Source organism: Mesorhizobium sp. M7A.F.Ca.US.014.04.1.1 (genome assembly GCF_003998745.1).
In the GTDB taxonomy this organism is placed as follows: Bacteria; Pseudomonadota; Alphaproteobacteria; order Rhizobiales; family Rhizobiaceae; genus Mesorhizobium; species Mesorhizobium ciceri.
The window spans coordinates 1-17931 of sequence record NZ_RZRW01000048.1; the positions used below are offsets into that span (position 1 = coordinate 1).

At 64.6% G+C, this 17931-nt stretch carries 17 protein-coding genes; 10 read left to right on the top strand and 7 right to left on the bottom strand.

What is annotated here, in order from left to right; translation table 11 throughout:
- Window positions 1-95 precede the first annotated feature (95 nt).
- The gene (locus tag EOA22_RS05460) at window positions 96-722 is read left to right on the top strand and encodes a DUF1326 domain-containing protein (protein WP_063169596.1); all 627 of its coding nucleotides are present in this window, start codon (window positions 96-98) and stop codon (window positions 720-722) included.
- A gap of 33 nt (window positions 723-755) precedes the next feature.
- Window positions 756-1544, top strand: coding sequence for a DUF2182 domain-containing protein (locus tag EOA22_RS05465; RefSeq protein WP_013528739.1), 789 nt, complete (start codon window positions 756-758; stop codon window positions 1542-1544).
- Between the two features lie 45 nt (window positions 1545-1589).
- On the opposite strand, the gene holA is transcribed toward EOA22_RS05465, so the two are convergent.
- Window positions 1590-2633, bottom strand: a complete 1044-nt coding sequence (gene holA, locus EOA22_RS05470) for a DNA polymerase III subunit delta (protein ID WP_013528740.1) — start codon at window positions 2631-2633, stop codon at window positions 1590-1592.
- A gap of 410 nt (window positions 2634-3043) precedes the next feature.
- Here holA and EOA22_RS05475 point away from each other — a divergent pair, with 410 nt between their 5' ends.
- The 4 genes from EOA22_RS05475 to lpdA all read left to right on the top strand — a co-directional run bounded on the left by EOA22_RS05475 (window position 3044) and on the right by lpdA (window position 8210).
- Complete coding sequence (locus EOA22_RS05475) at window positions 3044-4276, top strand: 3-methyl-2-oxobutanoate dehydrogenase (2-methylpropanoyl-transferring) subunit alpha (protein WP_063169595.1); 1233 nt, start codon at window positions 3044-3046, stop codon at window positions 4274-4276.
- Window positions 4277-4279: 3 nt separating this feature from the next.
- The gene (locus tag EOA22_RS05480) at window positions 4280-5293 is read left to right on the top strand and encodes an alpha-ketoacid dehydrogenase subunit beta (RefSeq protein WP_013528742.1); all 1014 of its coding nucleotides are present in this window, start codon (window positions 4280-4282) and stop codon (window positions 5291-5293) included.
- Between the two features lies 1 nt (window position 5294).
- The gene (locus tag EOA22_RS05485) at window positions 5295-6611 is read left to right on the top strand and encodes a dihydrolipoamide acetyltransferase family protein (RefSeq protein WP_063169594.1); all 1317 of its coding nucleotides are present in this window, start codon (window positions 5295-5297) and stop codon (window positions 6609-6611) included.
- 201 nt (window positions 6612-6812) lie between these two features.
- Complete coding sequence (gene lpdA / locus EOA22_RS05490) at window positions 6813-8210, top strand: dihydrolipoyl dehydrogenase (protein WP_063169593.1); 1398 nt, start codon at window positions 6813-6815, stop codon at window positions 8208-8210.
- Window positions 8211-8445: 235 nt separating this feature from the next.
- Here the strand turns inward: lpdA and EOA22_RS05495 are convergent, their stop codons facing one another.
- Complete coding sequence (locus EOA22_RS05495) at window positions 8446-9549, bottom strand: saccharopine dehydrogenase family protein (protein ID WP_024504078.1); 1104 nt, start codon at window positions 9547-9549, stop codon at window positions 8446-8448.
- A gap of 115 nt (window positions 9550-9664) precedes the next feature.
- On the opposite strand from EOA22_RS05495, the gene EOA22_RS05500 reads away from it, so the two are divergent.
- Complete coding sequence (locus EOA22_RS05500; protein ID WP_013528746.1) at window positions 9665-10093, top strand: Lrp/AsnC family transcriptional regulator; 429 nt, start codon at window positions 9665-9667, stop codon at window positions 10091-10093.
- 51 nt (window positions 10094-10144) lie between these two features.
- Here EOA22_RS05500 and EOA22_RS05505 read toward each other — a convergent pair whose 3' ends face one another.
- From EOA22_RS05505 to EOA22_RS05515, 3 genes are all read right to left on the bottom strand, one after another.
- Window positions 10145-11515 (bottom strand): HAMP domain-containing sensor histidine kinase, encoded by a 1371-nt coding sequence (locus EOA22_RS05505; RefSeq protein WP_024504077.1) that lies wholly within the window; start codon window positions 11513-11515, stop codon window positions 10145-10147.
- Window positions 11512-12186, bottom strand: coding sequence for a winged helix-turn-helix domain-containing protein (locus EOA22_RS05510; RefSeq protein ID WP_013528748.1), 675 nt, complete (start codon window positions 12184-12186; stop codon window positions 11512-11514). The genes EOA22_RS05505 and EOA22_RS05510 overlap by 4 nt, the downstream gene beginning before the upstream one ends.
- A gap of 160 nt (window positions 12187-12346) precedes the next feature.
- Window positions 12347-13144 carry a hypothetical protein gene (locus EOA22_RS05515; RefSeq protein WP_063170407.1) on the bottom strand — a complete coding sequence of 266 codons (798 nt, stop codon included), beginning with the start codon at window positions 13142-13144 and terminating at the stop codon, window positions 12347-12349.
- A 231-nt stretch (window positions 13145-13375) separates the two neighbouring features.
- Here EOA22_RS05515 and EOA22_RS05520 point away from each other — a divergent pair, with 231 nt between their 5' ends.
- Entirely contained in the window at window positions 13376-14011 is a 636-nt protein-coding gene (locus tag EOA22_RS05520; RefSeq protein ID WP_063169592.1) for an isoprenylcysteine carboxylmethyltransferase family protein, read from the top strand.
- A gap of 10 nt (window positions 14012-14021) precedes the next feature.
- Here EOA22_RS05520 and EOA22_RS05525 read toward each other — a convergent pair whose 3' ends face one another.
- Complete coding sequence (locus EOA22_RS05525) at window positions 14022-14507, bottom strand: hypothetical protein (protein ID WP_027162851.1); 486 nt, start codon at window positions 14505-14507, stop codon at window positions 14022-14024.
- A gap of 220 nt (window positions 14508-14727) precedes the next feature.
- Here EOA22_RS05525 and EOA22_RS05530 point away from each other — a divergent pair, with 220 nt between their 5' ends.
- Both EOA22_RS05530 and EOA22_RS05535 read left to right on the top strand, forming a co-directional pair.
- A complete protein-coding gene (locus EOA22_RS05530) occupies window positions 14728-15093 on the top strand; it encodes a RidA family protein (RefSeq protein WP_063169591.1) in 366 nt (121 codons plus the stop codon).
- A gap of 26 nt (window positions 15094-15119) precedes the next feature.
- Window positions 15120-16355, top strand: coding sequence for an amidohydrolase/deacetylase family metallohydrolase (locus tag EOA22_RS05535; protein ID WP_063169590.1), 1236 nt, complete (start codon window positions 15120-15122; stop codon window positions 16353-16355).
- A gap of 230 nt (window positions 16356-16585) precedes the next feature.
- On the opposite strand, the gene EOA22_RS05540 is transcribed toward EOA22_RS05535, so the two are convergent.
- On the bottom strand, window positions 16586-17931 hold a 1346-nt coding region (locus tag EOA22_RS05540), incomplete at its 5' end, for an NAD(P)/FAD-dependent oxidoreductase (RefSeq protein WP_164755254.1).

Sequence of the window (17931 nt, forward strand, 5' to 3'; positions counted from 1 at the left end):
GGCGGGGCCTATTGGCGGTCCCAAAAACACCGGAAAAGGGCCCCCGCCCCGCCAATGCGATATGCCGACGCGCCTGACGCAAGTGGGAGGTGCAAATGGCAGTCCGTTGGCAATTGTCCGGAAGTTACTTCGAAAATTGTAGCTGCGATGTCGTATGTCCTTGTCTGCTGTCCACCAACGCGCAGCTGACATCGAAGCCGACGAAAGGTGTTTGCGACGTCGGTTTGGTCTTTCATATCAACACGGGCAACTACGGCGACGTTCGATTGGATGGGCTCAGTGTCGCGATGGTCGCTCACACGCCGGGTCCTATGGCAAACGGCAATTGGACGGCCGCCGCCTATATCGACGAACGGGCCGATGACAGGCAAACAGAGGCGCTAGGTGCCATCTTCACCGGCGCTGCGGGCGGCCCTATGGCGGTGCTGGCACTCATGATTGGCACGAATCTTGGCGCCAAGAAGGTGCCGATAAGCTACCGGATAGACGGCAAGAAGCGGTCGGCGGAGATTGCGGGGGTCATGCAGATGGCGGTCGAGCCGCTGCCGACAATGCGCGAGGACGGGCAGATGTGGGCGGCCACAGGCCATCCTGTCAATCCCGATTGGCTCGCCCTGGCGATGGGGGCGGAAGGCAGTACATTCAGCGATCATGGCATGAGCTGGGACAATTCCCGCCGAAACGGACATTACGCCCCGATCAATTGGTCTGGGCAGCAGTAGCCGTAGGCAGCGTAGCACGGAACGACCTCGTCCATGGCCCCGACGTTGCAGCGATACATCATTCTCGCGCTGCTGATCGCTATCGCTGCGGCGGCGTGGACCCTGCTTGTCTGGCAGCAGATGGGCATGGACGCGGACATGCGCATGGAAATGTACGCACTCACCATGGGTATGAAGGCGCCGCTGTTTCTTGCCATCTGGATGATCATGATGATTGCCATGATGTTTCCGACGGCCGCGCCCATGATCCTGACGTTTCACCAGGTCCAGGCCGGCAAACAGAGCCGGGGCGAGACCTTTGTCTCGAGCTGGGTGTTCGTGGCCGGGTATATGCTGGTTTGGGGCGTGATGGGCGTTATCGCCTTTGCCGGTGCGGCGGGTGCGGAGATGCTTGCCGGGCATGTGGGTTTGTCCGCTGCGACGGCCGCGCGTATCGGCGGCGCGCTGCTGATGATTGGGGGCGCCTATCAACTCTCCCCACTGAAAGATCTGTGTCTGGCCAAATGCCGCACGCCGATTGGCTTCATCCTGACCTCATGGCGCGATGGTTATTGGGGTGCGGTTCGCATGGGCCTGGAGCATGGACTTTTTTGCCTGGGCTGCTGCTGGCTTTTGTTTCTCGCCCTCTTTCCTCTCGGGATCATGAACGTCGCCGCAATGGCCGTGGTCACCTTGCTGATCTTTGCGGAAAAGACCCTCCCGTCCGGAGGTGGGATCGCAAAGGTGTCGGGTATCGCTCTGCTTCTTTACGGCGCGGCGGTGCTGGTCTTTCCACAGGCGCTGCCAACCTTCCAGCAGGTGGGCGCCATGACAATGAATTGACCGATGGAGGCAGCGCTCGGCGCCGAGAAGAGGAGGATCGCTCTCCTACCGCTGCGCCAACCTGCTGCTCTCCACCGCAATGCCAAGCAGCGCCTGTCTTGCCAGCGCGACGGAAAGATCCGGCCGCCGCCTGGTCTGCAGCACCGCCGTCTGCAGCCGAGTCAACGCGCGGCCGAGCGCTTCGGTGCTCCAGCGTTCCAGCGCTTTCTCCACCAGCTTGCGCCTGGAGAAAAACACCGGCGGGCGGGCGGCGGCAACGACCGAGGCGGCGTTGCGGTTGCCGGACTCCATCTGGCCGCGCATGATCTGGATCTGCTGCAACTGCCGCATTGCCGAGGACAGCACCAGGAAGGGCTGGCCGCCGGACTGGCAATGGCGGGTGAAGGCGGTGTCGAAGTCGCCGATCTTGCCTTCGAGAAGCGCGTCGACCGCGTCGTCGAAAGACGCGCCGGAGACATCACCTGACATCGCTTTGACCTCCTCCAGGCCGATCTCGGTCTGGCCATGGGCGTAGAGCACAAGCTTCTCGATCTCACCGCGCGAGGCCAGCCGGTCGCCGCCGAGATTGCGGCGCAGCGCCTGTCTCGCTTCCATGGTCATCGACATGCCGGCCCTGCCCAGTTCGCCGTCGATGACGGTGTCGATGTCGCGGGCTTCATCGGCATAGCAAGGCAGGGCCATGGCGTTGTCGGCCGCCTCGACGATGGCGCGCAGGCCGACACCTTTCTTGAGGTCGCCGGCCTCGATGAGAATGATCGCATCGCGCGCGGGCTCGGCCGTCAGCGCCTTGACGTCGTCGGCCAATGCCTTCTGGCCGCTGGCATTGCGCACCCACAGCAGGCGCCGGTCGGAAAACATCGGCACGGTGCGGGCCTCGTCGAGCAGCCGGCCCTCGTCTCGGTCGACCTCCGACCCCTCCAGCCTGACCACCGAGAAGGGATCGTCGAGCGGCAGGCCGGTCTTGCCGGCAAAGGCCTTTGCTCGCTCGGAGACGAGGCCGCGATCGGGGCCGTAAAGCAGGACGATGGAGATCCGCTGGTCCGGCTTCGCGAGCCAGCCATCGACCTCATATGCTTTCTTCTGTGCCATGGCGGGTTGGTTAGCATGATGTGGGGGCGGCATCCAGCTTGGGCGAACGGTCGACCCCCACTCCGTCGAGCTTCGCTCGACACCTCTCCCCCGATCGACGGGGGAGAGGAAGGGCGCGAGTTGGCCAGCCTTGGCTCCCTTCCTCTCCCCCGATCGACGGGGGAGAGGAAAGGCGCGAGTTCGTCGACCAATCACCTTATCTGCCGGCAAACCTCGCCCAACCTTCCCTCTAATTGCGCGCCACCGCCCAACATCGACAAGAAATTTCGCGGACATATCTTCATCTTGGGTGCGGGAGGCTGGATCGGCCGGCGTGGCCGGGACCGACGTCCGCAGGCTACCCGACGAATTCGCACTGGCGGCGCAGATATGCAAATATCTGTTCCGGGCAACATTGGAGGACAAAGGTCATGGCCGATGCTGGGATGTTGCGTTTCCACGTTCCGGAGCCGGAAGTGCGGCCGGGCGGAACGCCTGACTTTTCCAATGTGCCGATCCCCAAGGCCGGCTCTGTGCCGCGCCCGGAGATCGATGTCGATCCGCGCACCATCCGCGATCATGCCTTCTCGATCATCCGCGTGCTGAACCGCACTGGCGAGGCCGTCGGCCCGTGGGCCAGCCTGCTGTCCAGCGACGAACTTCTCACCGGCCTGCGCCACATGATGACGCTGCGGACCTTCGATGCGCGCATGCAGATGGCGCAGCGGCAGGGCAAGACCTCGTTCTACATGCAGCATCTGGGCGAAGAGGCTGTGGCTTGCGCCTTCCGCAAGGCACTGGCGCCGGGCGACATGAACTTTCCGACCTATCGCCAGGCAGGGCTGCTGATTGCCGATGGCTACCCGATGGTCACGATGATGAACCAGATCTATTCCAACGAAGCCGACCCGCTGAAGGGCCGGCAATTGCCGGTCATGTATTCTTCGAAGGAGCACGGCTTCTTCTCGATCTCCGGCAATCTGGCGACGCAGTACATCCAGGCGGTCGGCTGGGCGATGGCCTCGGCGATATCGAACGATTCACGCATCGCAGCCGCGTGGATCGGCGACGGCTCGACGGCCGAGTCCGATTTCCATTCGGCGCTGGTGTTCGCCTCCACCTACAAGGCGCCGGTCGTGCTCAATGTCGTCAACAACCAGTGGGCGATCTCGACCTTTCAAGGCATCGCGCGCGGCGGTTCGGGCACGTTCGCGGCGAGGGGCCTCGGCTTCGGCATCCCGTCACTGCGCGTCGACGGCAACGACTATCTCGCGGTGCATGCGGTCGCCAAATGGGCGGCGGAGCGGGCGCGCAGCAATCTCGGGCCGACGCTGGTCGAATATGTCACCTACCGTGCCGGCGCACATTCGAGCTCGGACGACCCGTCCGCCTACCGGCCGAAGACCGAATCCGACGCCTGGCCGCTCGGCGACCCGATCGTGCGGCTGAAGAACCATCTCATCGCGCTCGGCGTCTGGTCGGACGAGCGGCACGCGCAGGCCGAGGCGGAAATCCTCGACACGGTTATCGCGGCGCAGAAGGAAGCGGAAAGCCACGGCACGCTGCATGCCGGCGGCAAGCCGTCGACGCGCGACATGTTCGAGGGGCTCTATGCCGAGATGCCGCCGCATCTCAGGCGCCAGCGCCAGCAGGCGGGAGTCTGAGCCATGCCGAGACGGACCATGATCGAGGCCATTCGCGATGCCATGGATGTGTCGATGGGGCGCGACGAGAAAGTCGTCGTGTTCGGCGAGGACGTCGGCTTCTTCGGCGGCGTCTTCCGCTGCACGCAGGGCTTGCAGGCCAAATACGGCAAGAGCCGCTGCTTCGATGCGCCGATCAACGAATCCGGCATTGTCGGCTCGGCCATAGGCATGGCCGCCTATGGCTTGAAGCCGTGCGTGGAAATTCAGTTTGCCGACTACATGTACCCGGCCTACGACCAGCTGACCCAGGAAGCGGCACGGCTGCGCTACCGCTCCAACGGCGATTTCACCTGCCCGATCGTGGTGCGCATGCCGACCGGCGGCGGCATTTTTGGCGGCCAGACGCACAGCCAGAGCCCTGAGGCGCTGTTCACCCATGTGTCGGGGCTGAAGACGGTGGTGCCGTCCAACCCGCACGACGCCAAGGGGCTTTTGATCGCGGCGATCGAGGATCCGGATCCGGTGATCTTCCTCGAGCCGAAGCGGCTCTACAACGGTCCGTTCGATGGTCATCACGACCGGCCGGTGACGCCCTGGTCGAAGCATGAGCTGGGCGAGGTGGCCGACGGCCACTACACGGTGCCGCTCGGCAAGGCGGCGATCCGCAGGGCAGGCTCGGCCCTCACCGTGCTCGCCTACGGCACCATGGTCTATGTCGCGCAGGCGGCTGTCGAAGAAACCGGCATCGATGCCGAGATCATCGACCTCAGGACCCTGCTGCCGCTTGATCTCGATACGATCGTCGCCTCGGTGAAAAAGACCGGGCGCTGCGTCATCGTGCATGAGGCGACGCTGACCTCGGGCTTCGGCGCCGAGCTGTCGGCGCTGGTGCAGGAAAACTGTTTCTATCACCTCGAAGCGCCGGTTGCTCGCGTTGCCGGCTGGGACACGCCCTATCCGCATGCGCAGGAGTGGGATTATTTTCCCGGTCCCGCCCGCGTTGGCCGTGCCTTGCTTGAAACCATGGGAGCCTGAGATGGGCGAACACATCATCAAGCTGCCCGATGTCGGCGAAGGCGTCGCCGAGGCCGAGCTGGTCGAATGGCACGTCAAGGTCGGCGATATCGTCCGCGAGGACACTGTGCTCGCCGCAGTCATGACCGACAAGGCGACGGTTGAAATCCCCTCGCCGGTTGATGGCGAGATCCTGTGGCTGGGCGCCGAGATCGGCGACACGGTGGCCATCGGCTCGCCCATCGTGCGGCTGAAGGTGGCGGGCGAGGGCAACGCCAAGCCGCAAGGCGCCGAAGCGGAAGCGGTGTCCGCTGAGCCTCCGGCAAAACTTCCGACGCCGAAGCCCGAGGCTGCTGCGCCGGTCGTGAAGACATCCCCAAAGAGCGACGAGCCCAAGGCGAAACCGGCAGCCTCACAGAAAAGCACGGCGCAGCCTTCCGTCTCCGGCGCGCCGCGGCTTCAAGGCGAAAGACCGCTGGCGTCGCCGGCCGTTCGTCTGCGGGCAAAAGAAGCCGGCATCGATCTCAGGCAGGTTGCCGGATCCGGTCCGGCCGGTCGCATCGGCCATGAGGACATCGAAGCGTTCCTGGCCCGCGGGCCGCAGGTCGCAAAGGCATCCGGCCTCGCCCGCAACGACGCTGTGCAGGATATCAAGGTGGTCGGCTTGCGGCGCAAGATCGCCGAGAAGATGTCGCTGTCCAAATCGCGCATTCCGCACATCACCTATGTCGAGGAGATCGACGTCACCGCACTGGAGGAATTGCGCGCGGCGCTCAACAAGGAGAAGCGTCCTGGCGTGGAGCGGCCGAAACTGACGCTGCTGCCGTTCCTGATGCGGGCGATGGTCAAGGCGATCGCGGACCAGCCCAATCTCAATTCCCTGTTCGACGACGAGGCCGGCATCGTCCATCAGCATGGCGGCATCCATATCGGCATCGCCGCACAGACGCCGTCGGGGCTGGTGGTTCCGGTGGTCAAGCACGCCGAGGCGCGCGACATCTGGGATTGCGGCGCCGAGGTCATCAGGCTGGCCGAGGCGGCCAAGTCCGGCACGGCAACACGCGACGAGCTGTCCGGCTCGACCATCACCATCACCTCGCTCGGCGCCATGGGCGGCGTGGCGACGACGCCGGTCATCAACCATCCGGAAGTGGCGATCGTCGGCGTCAACAAGATGATGGTGCGGCCGGTGTGGGACGGCACCCAGTTCATGCCGCGCAAGATGATGAACCTGTCGTCGAGCTTCGACCATCGGGTGATCGATGGGTGGGATGCGGCGGTGTTCATCCAGCGGATCAAGACGCTGCTGGAAACGCCGGCGCTGATTTTCGTGGATTGAGGGGATGAGAACGGTCGCAAGGGCTCCCTCACCCGGATTGCCAAAACCGAATTGCGAAGGGCAATTCGGGGCAATCCGACCTCTCCCCGAGGGGAGAGGAGGTCGCCGGCGTCTGTGCTCGCCTCTTCTCCCCACCGGGGAGAAGGTGGCCGCGAAGCGGCCGGATGAGGGGGCCTTCGCCACCAGAAAGAGCGTGCCATCATGAAAGAAATCTCCTGCAAGCTGCTCGTCATCGGCGCCGGGCCGGGCGGCTATGTCTGCGCCATCCGGGCCGGACAGCTCGGCGTCGATACGGTGATCGTCGAGGCCGGCAAGCCGGGCGGCACCTGCCTCAATGTCGGCTGCATCCCGTCCAAGGCGCTGATCCATGCGGCGGAGGAGTTCGAGAAGGTGTCGCACATGGCGGGCGGCAAGAGCCCGCTCGGCATTTCGGTCACCGCGCCGACGCTCGATCTTGCCCGGACCGTCGCCTGGAAGGACGGCATCGTCAGCCGGCTCAACAGTGGCGTCGCCGGCCTGCTCAAGAAGGCAGGCGTGAAAACCGTGCATGGCTGGGCGAGCTTTCGCGACGGCAAGACGGTCGCGGTCGAGACCGAGACGGGCGTGCAGGTGATCCGGGCCGAAACGATCGTCATCGCCTCCGGCTCGGCGCCGGTGGAGCTGCCGTTCCTGCCGTTTGGCGGTCGGGTGATTTCGTCAACCGAGGCACTGGCACTCAGCGACGTGCCGAAAAATCTCGCGGTCGTCGGTGGCGGCTATATTGGGCTGGAACTGGGCATGGCATTTGCCAAGATGGGCGCTGAGGTGACCGTGATCGAGGCCTTGCCGCGCGTGCTGGCGCAGTATGATGCCGAGCTGACCCGGCCGGTGGTCAAGCGGCTCACCGCGCTCGGCGTCGAGGTGATGCTGGGCGCCAAGGCCAAGGGGCTTTCAACCAAGGGTGACGCGTTGCTGGTCGAGACCTCGGACGGCAAGAGCGCCAAGGTCGCCGCCGAAAAAATCCTGGTCACGGTCGGGCGCAAGCCGGTGACCGAAGGCTGGGGGCTCGAGCAGATCGACCTCGACATGGCCGGCAAATTCATCCGCATCGACGACCAGTGCCGCACCTCGATGCGCGGCATCTTCGCCATTGGCGACGTCACCGGCGAGCCGATGCTGGCGCACCGGGCGATGGCGCAGGGCGAGATGGTCGCCGAGATCGTTGCCGGCCACAAGCGCAGCTGGGACAAGCGTTCGATACCCGCCGTTTGCTTCACCGATCCCGAACTGGTGACCGCTGGTCTTTCGCCGGAAGAAGCCAAGGCGCTCGGCGGCGAGATCAAGATCGGCATGTTCCCGTTCGCGGCCAACGGCCGGGCGATGACGAAGCTGGGCGAGGACGGCTTTGTCCGCGTCTTGGCCCGCGCCGACAACCATCTGGTGCTCGGCATCCAGGCGGTCGGGCAGGGTGTGTCGGAACTGGCGGCGGCGTTCGGGCTGGCGCTGGAGATGGGCGCGCGGCTGGAGGACATCGCCGGCACCATCCACGCGCATCCGACGCAGGGCGAGGGATTCCAGGAAGCAGCGCTGAAGGCGCTGGGACACGCGCTGCATATTTAATTCGCGATGGCGCAAAAGCGGTGATGCCGGCGGGACAGCGCCCCCCTCTGTTCTGCCGGACATCTCCCCTCAAGGGGGGAGATTGGCAGTTTCGGGCAACCTGCCTCTTCCAAAACTTTCAAAAATTGGCGAAATCTAAGATGACAGCCGATCTCCCCCCTAGAGGGGGAGATGCCCGGCAGGGCAGAGGGGGGGCACTGTCCCGCCCGCCTCTCCACAAGAGAGACACGCCGCTTCACCCCGCCAGCCGACTCACCATTTCGTGCTGGGCATAGGCGCGGCCAAAACGGTTGGCTAGAAACGCGTCCAGCGCGATGTCTTCCTGCTTGATGAAGCCGGTCGCCGGCAGGCTGCCGTCGGCCAGCATGTCGAGCACGGCGCAGATGCCGGACGCCGTGGTGATCTGGATGGCGCTGCGCACCACCTGGCCGATACGCTGGGAATAGACCTTGTTGGCGTAGGTCTCCTGCAGCAGGCGGCCGTTCTTGCGGCCGGAGACGGTGACGAAGACGATGACGACGTCCTGCAATGTCGCCGGCAGGGCGCTTTCAAAAATGTCCTTCAGCACGTCGCGGCGATGGCGCAGGCCGAGGTCGTTGAGCAGCGCCTTCATGATCGCGGCGTGGCCGGGGTAGCGAATGGTGCGGTAGTTGAGCGTGCGCACCTTGCCCTTCAGCGTCTCGGCCAGTGTGCCGAGGCCGCCGGAGGTGTTGAATGCCTCGTAGGTGACGCCGTCGAGCGAGAACTCCTCGCGCTCTTCCAGCGGCGGCACCTCGACCAGCTCGCCTTCGACGATCGCCTCGCAGGGCTCGCAATATTCGTTGATGACGCCGTCGGTGCTCCAGGTGAGATTGTAGTTCAGCGCGTTGGACGGGTATTGCGGCAGGGCGCCGACGCGCATGCGCACGCTTTCCAGCGAATCGAACCGGCTGGCGAGATCGTTGGCGACGATCGAGATGAAGCCCGGCGCCAGGCCGCATTGCGGAATGAAGGCGCTTCTGCCCGAACGCGCCAATTCCTTGACGCGGCGGGTCGAGACGACGTCCTCGGTCAGGTCGAGATAGTGCACGCCGGCACTGGCCGCCGCCTCGGCGATGCGGGTGGTCAGATGGAAGGGAGCGGCGCTGAGCACCGCGAATTTGCCGGCGAGTGCGGCTTCAAGCGTGCCGGACGCTTCGATGTCGAGCTCCAGCGTCGCAACCGTGGCCGGGACTTCGGCCGCTGCGAGCTGTGCTGCCGAGCGGTCGACGAGCGTGACCTGATAATCTCCCGTGGCGGCGAGCATCTCGGCAATGGTCGAGCCGATCTTGCCGGCGCCGACAACGACAATTTTCTTCATGACAAATCCCTCACTGGTTGTGAGCACAGATTCGCAGCTTGCCCGTCGAAAGGAAGCGTGGTTCTGTACGAAACGAACCCATTGATTGGTCAGTCCGCCGAGAAGAATCGTCGAAATGCTCAGCGATGCCGAACAGACCCTGCTTTCGCTGCTGCGCGAGAATGCGCGCGCCTCGACCGCCGAGCTGGCGCGGCGGCTTGGCGTCTCGCGGACAACCGTGCAGAGCCGGATCGAACGGCTGGAGCAGCGCGGCATCATATCAGGCTACGGCGTGCGGCTGGCGCCGGATTATGAGCAGGGGCTGGTGCGGGCGCATGTGCTGCTCACCGTGACGCCCAAGCTTGCCGACAAGGTGGTGCGCGGCCTGCGCGGTTTGGCGACGGTCAGGACGCTGCATTCGGTCAGCGGCAATTTCGACATGATCGTCATCGTCGATGCGCCATCAATCCGCGACCTCGACATGCTGCTCGATCAGATCGGCGCCATGGATGGAGTCGAGCGGACGCTGTCGTCGATCATCCTGTCGACGCGGATAGATAGGTGAGGGGACCTCTCAACCCAAGCTGGGCTTGAACAGCACCAGCCGTTTCGCCGGCTAATCCGTAGCCAGCGGAAAACGCACCACCACCGCAAGTCCCGGTCGGCAATCCTCGAGCGTGATCGATGCGCCGTGCAGATCGGCGATGGCCCGGACAAGGCTGAGCCCGAGGCCGCTGCCTGATGTCGAGCGGCTGTGGTCCAGCCGGTAGAGCCGCTGGAACACTTTCTCGCGCTCTGCCGCCGGAATGCCGGGACCGTTGTCGGCGACGCCCGCAACGACGCGTTCGTCCTGGCGCGCCACCGACAGCTTTATCGTCGTGCCCGATGGACAATGGCGCAACGCGTTCTCGACCAGATTGGCGAACATCTGCGTCAGCAGCTCGCGATCGCCATGGATCCGGTCCGTCGTTTCCTGTGGTTGCGCCAACGACAGCGACTTTCCGTCGTCCTCGGCAACATCGGCATAGATCTCGGCGATGGTTTGCAGCACCTCGCCCAGATCGACATCGGTGAACCGCGCCCGGCGGGCGCCGGCCTCGATCTGCGCGATGCGCAGCAGGGCATCGAAGGTCTCGTTGATCTGCAGGCTCTCGGCATGCGCCTCCGCCAGTTCAGCGGCGATTTTCCGGCCCGACAGGTTCTTTTCCGACGCGGTGTCGAGGATCATCTGCAACCGGTTGAGCGGCGTCTTCAGATCGTGGGCGATGTTGGCGCTGACCTGTTTCATGCCTTCGACCAGCGCCGACAGGCGGTCGAGCGCGGCATTGACCTGGCTGGAGACGATGTCGATGTCGTCGCCCTTGCCGGTCAGCGGAATGCGGGTGTCCAGCCGTCCATGCGAGACATCCACCATGGTGGCGGCGATGCCGTCGAGACGGCGCTGGACGCGCGAGGCGAGCAGGGCGCCGCCGGCGACCGCCAGCCCGGTGATGATCAGGGTTCCCCAGCCAAAGCTCATCAGCACGATCCTCTCCAGCTCCTCCGTCTCGGAAAGGCTGAAGGCGACGGTCAGCGTGTTGCCGCCGACCGGGCCGGAATAGGCGCGGTACTCGGCGCCGGGCGGCACGCCGGGCATTTCGGTGTCGAACATCGAGAAGCCGTCGGGAAGCCCTGCCGCGGTGAAGTTGCCGGCCAGGCGATTGCCCGTTGCGTCGGTCAACGAAAACAGCTGCTCCTTCTTGAGGCTGCGCAGGGAGTGGCTGCCGACGGTCTCAACCAGCTCCTTGAGATCGTTCTCGGCATAGGTCGCGGCGACGACCGCGTAGGTTTCCTTGATGGTGTCGTCGAGCCGCTCGGCAAGATCGGCGCTCATCATCTGGTAGACGATGGCGCCAGACAGGACGAAGGCCAGCACGAACAGGAAGGCGAAGGTCAGGGCAAGCCGGAATGGCGTGCTGCGCAGCAGGCGGGACCAGGTTCCGGTCATGGCGCGTGCAGGCTGTAGCCGGTGTTGCGGACGGTGTGGATGAGTTGGGTTTCGAAGGGCTTGTCGACCTTGGCCCGCAGCCGGCTGATATGGGTCTCGACGACGCTGGTCCTGGGATCGAAATGAAAATCCCAGACCCGCTCCAGAAGCATGGTGCGGGTGATGACGCGGCCTTCGCCGCGCATCAGCACTTCCAGCAAGCTGAACTCCCGCGGCTGCAGGTCGATTGGCTGGCCCCGCCTCGTGACGCGGCGCATGATCAGGTCCATTTCGAGGTCGGCGACCCGTAGGACGGTTTTCTGCTCCTGCGCCGCCGGCCGCCGGCCAAGCGCGTTGATGCGAGCGAGGAGTTCGGAAAAGGCGAAGGGCTTGACCAGATAGTCGTCCCCGCCGGCCTCGAGCCCCTCGACGCGGTCGTCGATGCCGCCGACGGAGGTGAGGAAGATCGCCGGCGTGCGCACGCCGGCGGCGCGCACCGCCTTGACCATCGACAGGCCGTCGAGACCGGGGATCATCCGATCGGCGACGATCACGTCGTATTTGCCCCGGGTCGCCGCGAACAGCCCGTCATGGCCGTTGCGCAGGAGATCGCAGACATGGCCGGCCTCGGTCAGTCCCCTGACGATATAGTCGGCCGTCCTGTGGTCGTCCTCGACGAGAAGCAGTCGCATGAAAGGTCCGGTCCGTTGCCGAGATGGACAGGCTATCACCGGCACGGGCTTGTTCCTAGGATGTCACGAAGGCGCAGGGATGGTGGCGCTAGAACGTTCACGATTGGCCGAAGCGGTGGGGTTTTCGGCAATTGTCAATGCTAGCGCATCCGCCCTGCACCTAGTCCAGGTCCAGCAACAGTTCATCGGCTTCGTCGGTTGTCCCCTTCAGGGTCATGTGCAGGACGAGCGCAATGATACAGCCGAGGAAGAGCAGGCTGGTGAAGATGGTGCCGAAGCCCAGGCCGCCATGCCTGGCCGATCGCGACAGCAGGTCACCGAAGGAGGCGCCGAGCGGCCGCGTCAGGATATAGGCGAGCCAGAAGGCCAGGATGCCGTCGAGATTGAGCAGCCAGTAGGCCAGCACGATGAGCGCGATGGCGCCGCCGAACAGCAGGCCTGTGGTGAGGTAGCCCATGTCGAAGCTTTCGGCGACGAGATCGCCGGCGGCGGTGCCGAGCGCGAAGGTCAAGAGGATCGCCAGCCAGTAGAAGATTTCGCGCCTGGTGGTGAAGATGGTGTGGATCGACAGCGTCCGTTCGCTGGCGTACCAGACCGCGAATGTCGCGGCGAGCGCAACCGAGAAGGCGATGGTCGTGGTCTGCAGGCGCACGCCGAAAGTGTCGACGAGATTGTCCGTCACCAGGGTGCCGACGATGCTGATCAGCACCACCGCCAGCCAGTAGGCCCACGGCACGTAACGCTTCTGCGCAAACTGCAGGACGAGGGCAGCGATCAGGATGCCGGTCATGATCAGCGAGGTGACGGTCAGCCCAAGCCCGATCGTGTCGGCAAAATAGTCCGCCGCGGTCTCGCCGGTGGTGACCGCCATCAACTTGATCACCCAGAAATCGAGAGTGACGTCGGGAACTCTGTTGTGGCTCGGTGGGGCGGGTTGTTGCCTGTTGGGCGCGAGCATGGCTGAAGTCCTGAGGTCGACGGTTGCGGCGGTGGCGATCCGCGCAGCGTAAGCAAACGAGTTCACGCCGGCCTGTCCGGCGGCATACAAATTCGTAAGAATGGACGTGGGCCGCGCAAAGTCCTTTACGAACGCCCGGCGCTGCGCCGATAGAGGGCGTGCGCCTTTCATCCGCCATCAATGTCATGCCCATTGCTCACGGGCACTCGTCAGTGCCCCAGGAAACACCAAATGACCTACGCTACCCTCAAGCCGGTTTCCCAGGCCTTCGACCAGCGCAAGCGCCTGATCTTCGTGCGGGTTGCGGCGGCGCTGGCGGTGTTGCTGCTGTTTCTCACCAAGCCGGGGCTGAGCGAGGGCTCCGACGGGCACGAAACGCTCGAATTCTTCGGCTTTTGCCTGGTGCTCGTCTGTGTCGTCGGGCGGCTGTGGAGCATTCTCTATGTCGGCGGCAAGAAGAACGAGGAACTGGTCTCGACGGGACCGTTCTCGACCACGCAGAACCCGCTCTATTTCTTCTCGACGGTCGGCGCGGTCGGCATTGGATTGCTCTACGGCTCGCTGATGACGGCCGTGGCGCTGGGCCTTGCCAGCTTTTTCATCTTTCGCGTCACGGCGCGCAAGGAAGCCGAATTTCTGCTCGGCAAGTTCGGCCCAGCCTATCTTGCCTACACCAAGAGCACGCCCCGGTTCTGGCCAAACCCGCTGCTCTACCGCGACGATGACGAACTGCAGTTCTCGACGCGGGCTTTGAAGCGCACGTTTTTCGACGGGCTCTATTTCCTCGCCATCTTCCCGGCCATCGAACTGGTCGAGCATTTCCGGGCGACCGGCATGCTGTTTCCGGCCTTCGTCACGCTCTACTGATCAGCTGGCTCTAGCTGCCGAGCGGATGCGGCATGTAGCCGACGAAGCCTGATATCTTCCAGCTTCCGCCGACCTTGCTGCAGAAATACAGCGTCTGCCATTTCAGCCGGTCGACGCTGCCGTCCGCCTTGGCGACCGAGCCGTCGAACTTCTTGTGCAGCACGGCGCGGTCGCCGTCGACGTCGATGTCTCGCATGTTGGTGACGCGAAACAGCGCCTCGCGCAGCGGCTCGGCGAATTTGGTCGCCGCCGTCTCTTTGGCCTGGCGCAGCCATTCGTCGCGATAGACTTCGAGCCTTGGAAACTGCAGCCGCCAGGCGTCGGCGTTGTGCAGGAAATGCGCATGCATGCCGAAGAAACTCTCGGCGACGAAATCGTCCTCGACCATGGCCCAGTCCTGGCCGATGAAGGCGTCGATGTCGCGCCGCACCAGCATTTCCCAGAGCGCGTGGCGATCGGCATCGCCTGATGGAAACGGGTTCTTGTCGTAGGTCATTGCTGCTGTCTCCGCTCTGGCAAATCCGTCTATGCGGTGCGGCTTCCAAGCCGCCCGTCAGCGCGTACGATGCAAGGGCTCTTGTAATAAAGCAACGCAGATTTCCAAGAATGTTGCTTTCCAACAAGGCCCCTATGAGGATCGGCCGGATCGGCGTAAATGTCGATCGAAGCGGGCGCTGCAATGGCACCCCGTCCTGTCATCAGAGGAGGCTTGTCCCTTGCCGAAACAGTGTTTTGGAACGTCGCATGTGCCGTTGTCGCCCGCCGTGCGGGCAGGCGATCTCGTCTATGTCTCGGGCCAGGTTCCCGTCGGCAGCGACGGCATCGTGGTCAAGGGCGGCATATCGGAACAGACCGAGCAGGTGCTCGCCAACGTCAAGGCCGCGCTGGCGCTGGCCGGCTGCACCATGGACGATGTGGTGAAGACCACCGTGTGGCTGGAAGACGCGCGCGATTTCGGCGCCTTCAACGCGGTCTATGCCAGGCACTTTCCGAAGAACCCGCCGGCCCGCACCACGGTCGAATCGCGGCTGATGATCGATATCAAGATCGAGGTCGAGGCGGTCGCCTATCGGCCTCTGTAAGCAAAGCAACGAGCGGAGGTTACTCCATGCAATTCGACCTCCTGCTGAAGGGCGGACGGCTGATCGATCCGGCCGCTGGCCTCGACGCGCTGCGCGATGTCGCCATCGCCAATGGCCGCGTTGCCGCGGTCGACGCCGATATCCCGGCGGACAGCGCCGCGCAGATCGTCGATGCCGGCGGCTGCATCGTCACGCCGGGCCTGGTCGACCTGCACAGCCACGTCTATTGGGGCGGCACGTCGCTTGGCGTCGATGCCGACCGGCTGGCCGCCAAGAGCGGCACCACCACCTTCATCGATGCCGGCAGTGCGGGCGCCGGCAATTTCCTCGGCTTCCGCCGCCATGTCATGGAGCGCTCGAAGGTTCGCATCCTGGCCTATGTCAACATTTCCTTTGCCGGCATTTTCGGCTTCTCGCAGACGGTGTCGGTCGGCGAGTGCAGCGATCTCAGGCTCTGCGAACCGCGCGAGGTTGTGGCTGCGGTGCGCGAGCACCGCGATGTCGTGGTCGGCGTAAAGGTTCGCTCGGGCAAGCATGCCGGCGGCACCAGCGGCATCGCGCCGGTGGATCTGGCGCTGGAGGCCGCCGACCAGGCCGGCCTGCCGCTGATGGCGCATATCGACGAACCGCCGCCCGGCCGCTCGGAAGTGCTGCCGCGCCTGCGCAAGGGCGACATTCTCACCCATTGCTTCCGGCCTTTCCCGAATGCGCCGGTGTTCGCTTCCGGCGCGGTGCGGCCCGACATGCGGCTGGCGCGCGAGCGCGGCGTCATCTTCGACATCGGCCACGGCATGGGCTCGTTCGATTTCGCCGTCGCCCGCGCCATGCTCGAAGAAGGGCTGGCGCCCGACGTGATCTCGAGCGACGTGCATCTCTACTGCGTCGACGGTCCCGCCTTCGACATCCTCGTCTGCATGTCGAAGCTCCTGGCGCTCGGCATGCCGCTGGTCGAGGTCCTGCGCGCCGCCACGCAAGCGCCGGCGCAGGCGATCGCGCGGCCTGACCTGGGCACACTGGCCGTCGGCACGGTCGGCGACGTCGCCGTGCTCCGTCAGCGCCCGGGCCGCTTCACCTTCGTCGACGCGGTCGGCGCGTCATTGGTCGCCGATCAGAGACTGGTGTGCGAAGGCATCGTTATCGGCGGCACCTGGTGGCCGAACGAAGCGGTCAACGATGTCAGCGAGACTGAGCGGTTTGTGGCGCATGCCGCGCATACCCATGTCGAGGTTGCGGCGAGGCACTTTGGGCATCGGCACGACTAGCTGATCTCGCCAGCTTGTGCCTGTCTTGGGACTGTGCGCTTGGCGAATGGCTTCCCCCACTCCGTCGCTGCTTCGCAGCGCCACCTCTCCCCCCTCCGGAGCGAGAGGAAGGAGCCAAGGGCGGCGAACTCGCGCCTTCCTCTCCCTCGCCGATCTGTGTGGCGCCCTTCCTCTACCCCGTCGATCGGGGGAGAGGTGGCGAGCGAAGCTCGACGGAGTGGGGGTCGACTTTACCCGGCGTTGCTCACCGCCCCGTAAACCGGCGTCTCAATGCCTTCCATCCGCGCCTTGATCTGCAGCGCCACATATTTCGAATAGAAGCGCGACAGCGCCAGATTGCCGCCGTGGAACCAGAGCGCTTCCTGGGCGGTCGGCTTCCACATATTGCGCAGCTCGCCTTGCCAGGGGCCGGGGTCGCCCTTGACGCCGGAGCCAAGGCCCCAGCACGGGCCGACCTTGTCGGCGACTTCGCGCGAAACGATCGCGGCGACATTCTCGTTCATCGACTGATAGCCGGTGCAGGCGATGATGGCGTCGGCGGCGAGTTCACTGCCGTCCTCGAACAGGATGCCGCTCGGGGTCAGCGACTTGATGGCGACGCCGCTGCGGATGCCGATCTTGCCGTCGATGATCAGGTCGGAGGCGCCGACATCGATGTAGTAGCCGGAGCCGGTGCGGTAGGCCTTCATCAGAAGGCCGGTCTCGTCGTCGCCGAAATCGATGGCGAAGCCGGCGGCGCGCAAGCGGTCGTAGAAGGCCGCGTCGCGCGCCTTGATCACCTCGTAAAGCGCCTGCTGGCCCTTGGGCACCAGCGCGAACGGCGTCGAGGCGACGATCATGTCGGCCTTCTCGGTGGTGATGCCGCGCGACAGTGCGTCTTCCGAGAAGATCTCGAAGCCGACTTCCATCAGCGTGTCCGACTTGACCACTGTCGTCGGCGAACGCTGGATCATGGTGACCTCGGCGCCGCTCTCCCAGAGGTCGACGCAGACATCGTGGCCGGAGCTTGCAGCGCCAATGACGGCGACTTTCCTGCCGCGGAATTTGTCGCCGCTGGCATACTGGCTGGAGTGCAGCAGCTCGCCCTTGAACCGGCCGGCGCCCGGCAGATCGATCCGCCGCGGCGGGCCGTAGGCGCCGGTGGCGAAGACGATGTGCTTGGGCTTCAGCGTGATCTGCCGGCCGACGCGGTCGACGACCACGGTCCAGACTTTTTCGGCCTCGTCATAGCTGGCGCTGAGGCATTTGGTGGCGACCCAGTAGTTGAGCTCCATGACGCGCGTATACATTTCCAGCCAGTCGCCCATCTTGTCCTTGGGCGTGAACACCGGCCAGTTTTCGGGGAAGGGAATGTAGGGCAGATGGTCGTACCAGACCGGATCGTGCAGCACGAGCGTGCGGTAGCGGTTGCGCCATGAGTCACCCGGCCTGGCATTCTTCTCGATGACGATGGCCGGCACGCCGAGCTGGCGCAGTCGCGCCCCCAGCATGATGCCGCCCTGGCCGCCGCCGATGACCAGGCAATAGGGCTGTTCATCAGTGCCGAGTTCGCGCGCGAGACGCGCGAACTCGGCAC

Bases quoted from the DNA above. Each gene is read 5' to 3' on its own strand.
- EOA22_RS05480 (WP_013528742.1), top strand. From the start codon at position 4,280: ATGCCGAGACGGACCATGATCGAGGCCATTCGCGATGCCATGGATGTG.
- EOA22_RS05495 (WP_024504078.1), bottom strand. From the start codon at position 9,549: ATGAAGAAAATTGTCGTTGTCGGCGCCGGCAAGATCGGCTCGACCATT.
- EOA22_RS05465 (WP_013528739.1), top strand. From the start codon at position 756: ATGGCCCCGACGTTGCAGCGATACATCATTCTCGCGCTGCTGATCGCT.
- EOA22_RS05505 (WP_024504077.1), bottom strand. From the start codon at position 11,515: ATGACCGGAACCTGGTCCCGCCTGCTGCGCAGCACGCCATTCCGGCTT.
- EOA22_RS05520 (WP_063169592.1), top strand. From the start codon at position 13,376: ATGACCTACGCTACCCTCAAGCCGGTTTCCCAGGCCTTCGACCAGCGC.
- EOA22_RS05500 (WP_013528746.1), top strand. From the start codon at position 9,665: ATGCTCAGCGATGCCGAACAGACCCTGCTTTCGCTGCTGCGCGAGAAT.
- EOA22_RS05535 (WP_063169590.1), top strand. From the start codon at position 15,120: ATGCAATTCGACCTCCTGCTGAAGGGCGGACGGCTGATCGATCCGGCC.
- EOA22_RS05515 (WP_063170407.1), bottom strand. From the start codon at position 13,144: ATGCTCGCGCCCAACAGGCAACAACCCGCCCCACCGAGCCACAACAGA.
- EOA22_RS05510 (WP_013528748.1), bottom strand. From the start codon at position 12,186: ATGCGACTGCTTCTCGTCGAGGACGACCACAGGACGGCCGACTATATC.
- lpdA (WP_063169593.1), top strand. From the start codon at position 6,813: ATGAAAGAAATCTCCTGCAAGCTGCTCGTCATCGGCGCCGGGCCGGGC.
- EOA22_RS05525 (WP_027162851.1), bottom strand. From the start codon at position 14,507: ATGACCTACGACAAGAACCCGTTTCCATCAGGCGATGCCGATCGCCAC.
- EOA22_RS05475 (WP_063169595.1), top strand. From the start codon at position 3,044: ATGGCCGATGCTGGGATGTTGCGTTTCCACGTTCCGGAGCCGGAAGTG.
- holA (WP_013528740.1), bottom strand. From the start codon at position 2,633: ATGGCACAGAAGAAAGCATATGAGGTCGATGGCTGGCTCGCGAAGCCG.
- EOA22_RS05460 (WP_063169596.1), top strand. From the start codon at position 96: ATGGCAGTCCGTTGGCAATTGTCCGGAAGTTACTTCGAAAATTGTAGC.
- EOA22_RS05485 (WP_063169594.1), top strand. From the start codon at position 5,295: ATGGGCGAACACATCATCAAGCTGCCCGATGTCGGCGAAGGCGTCGCC.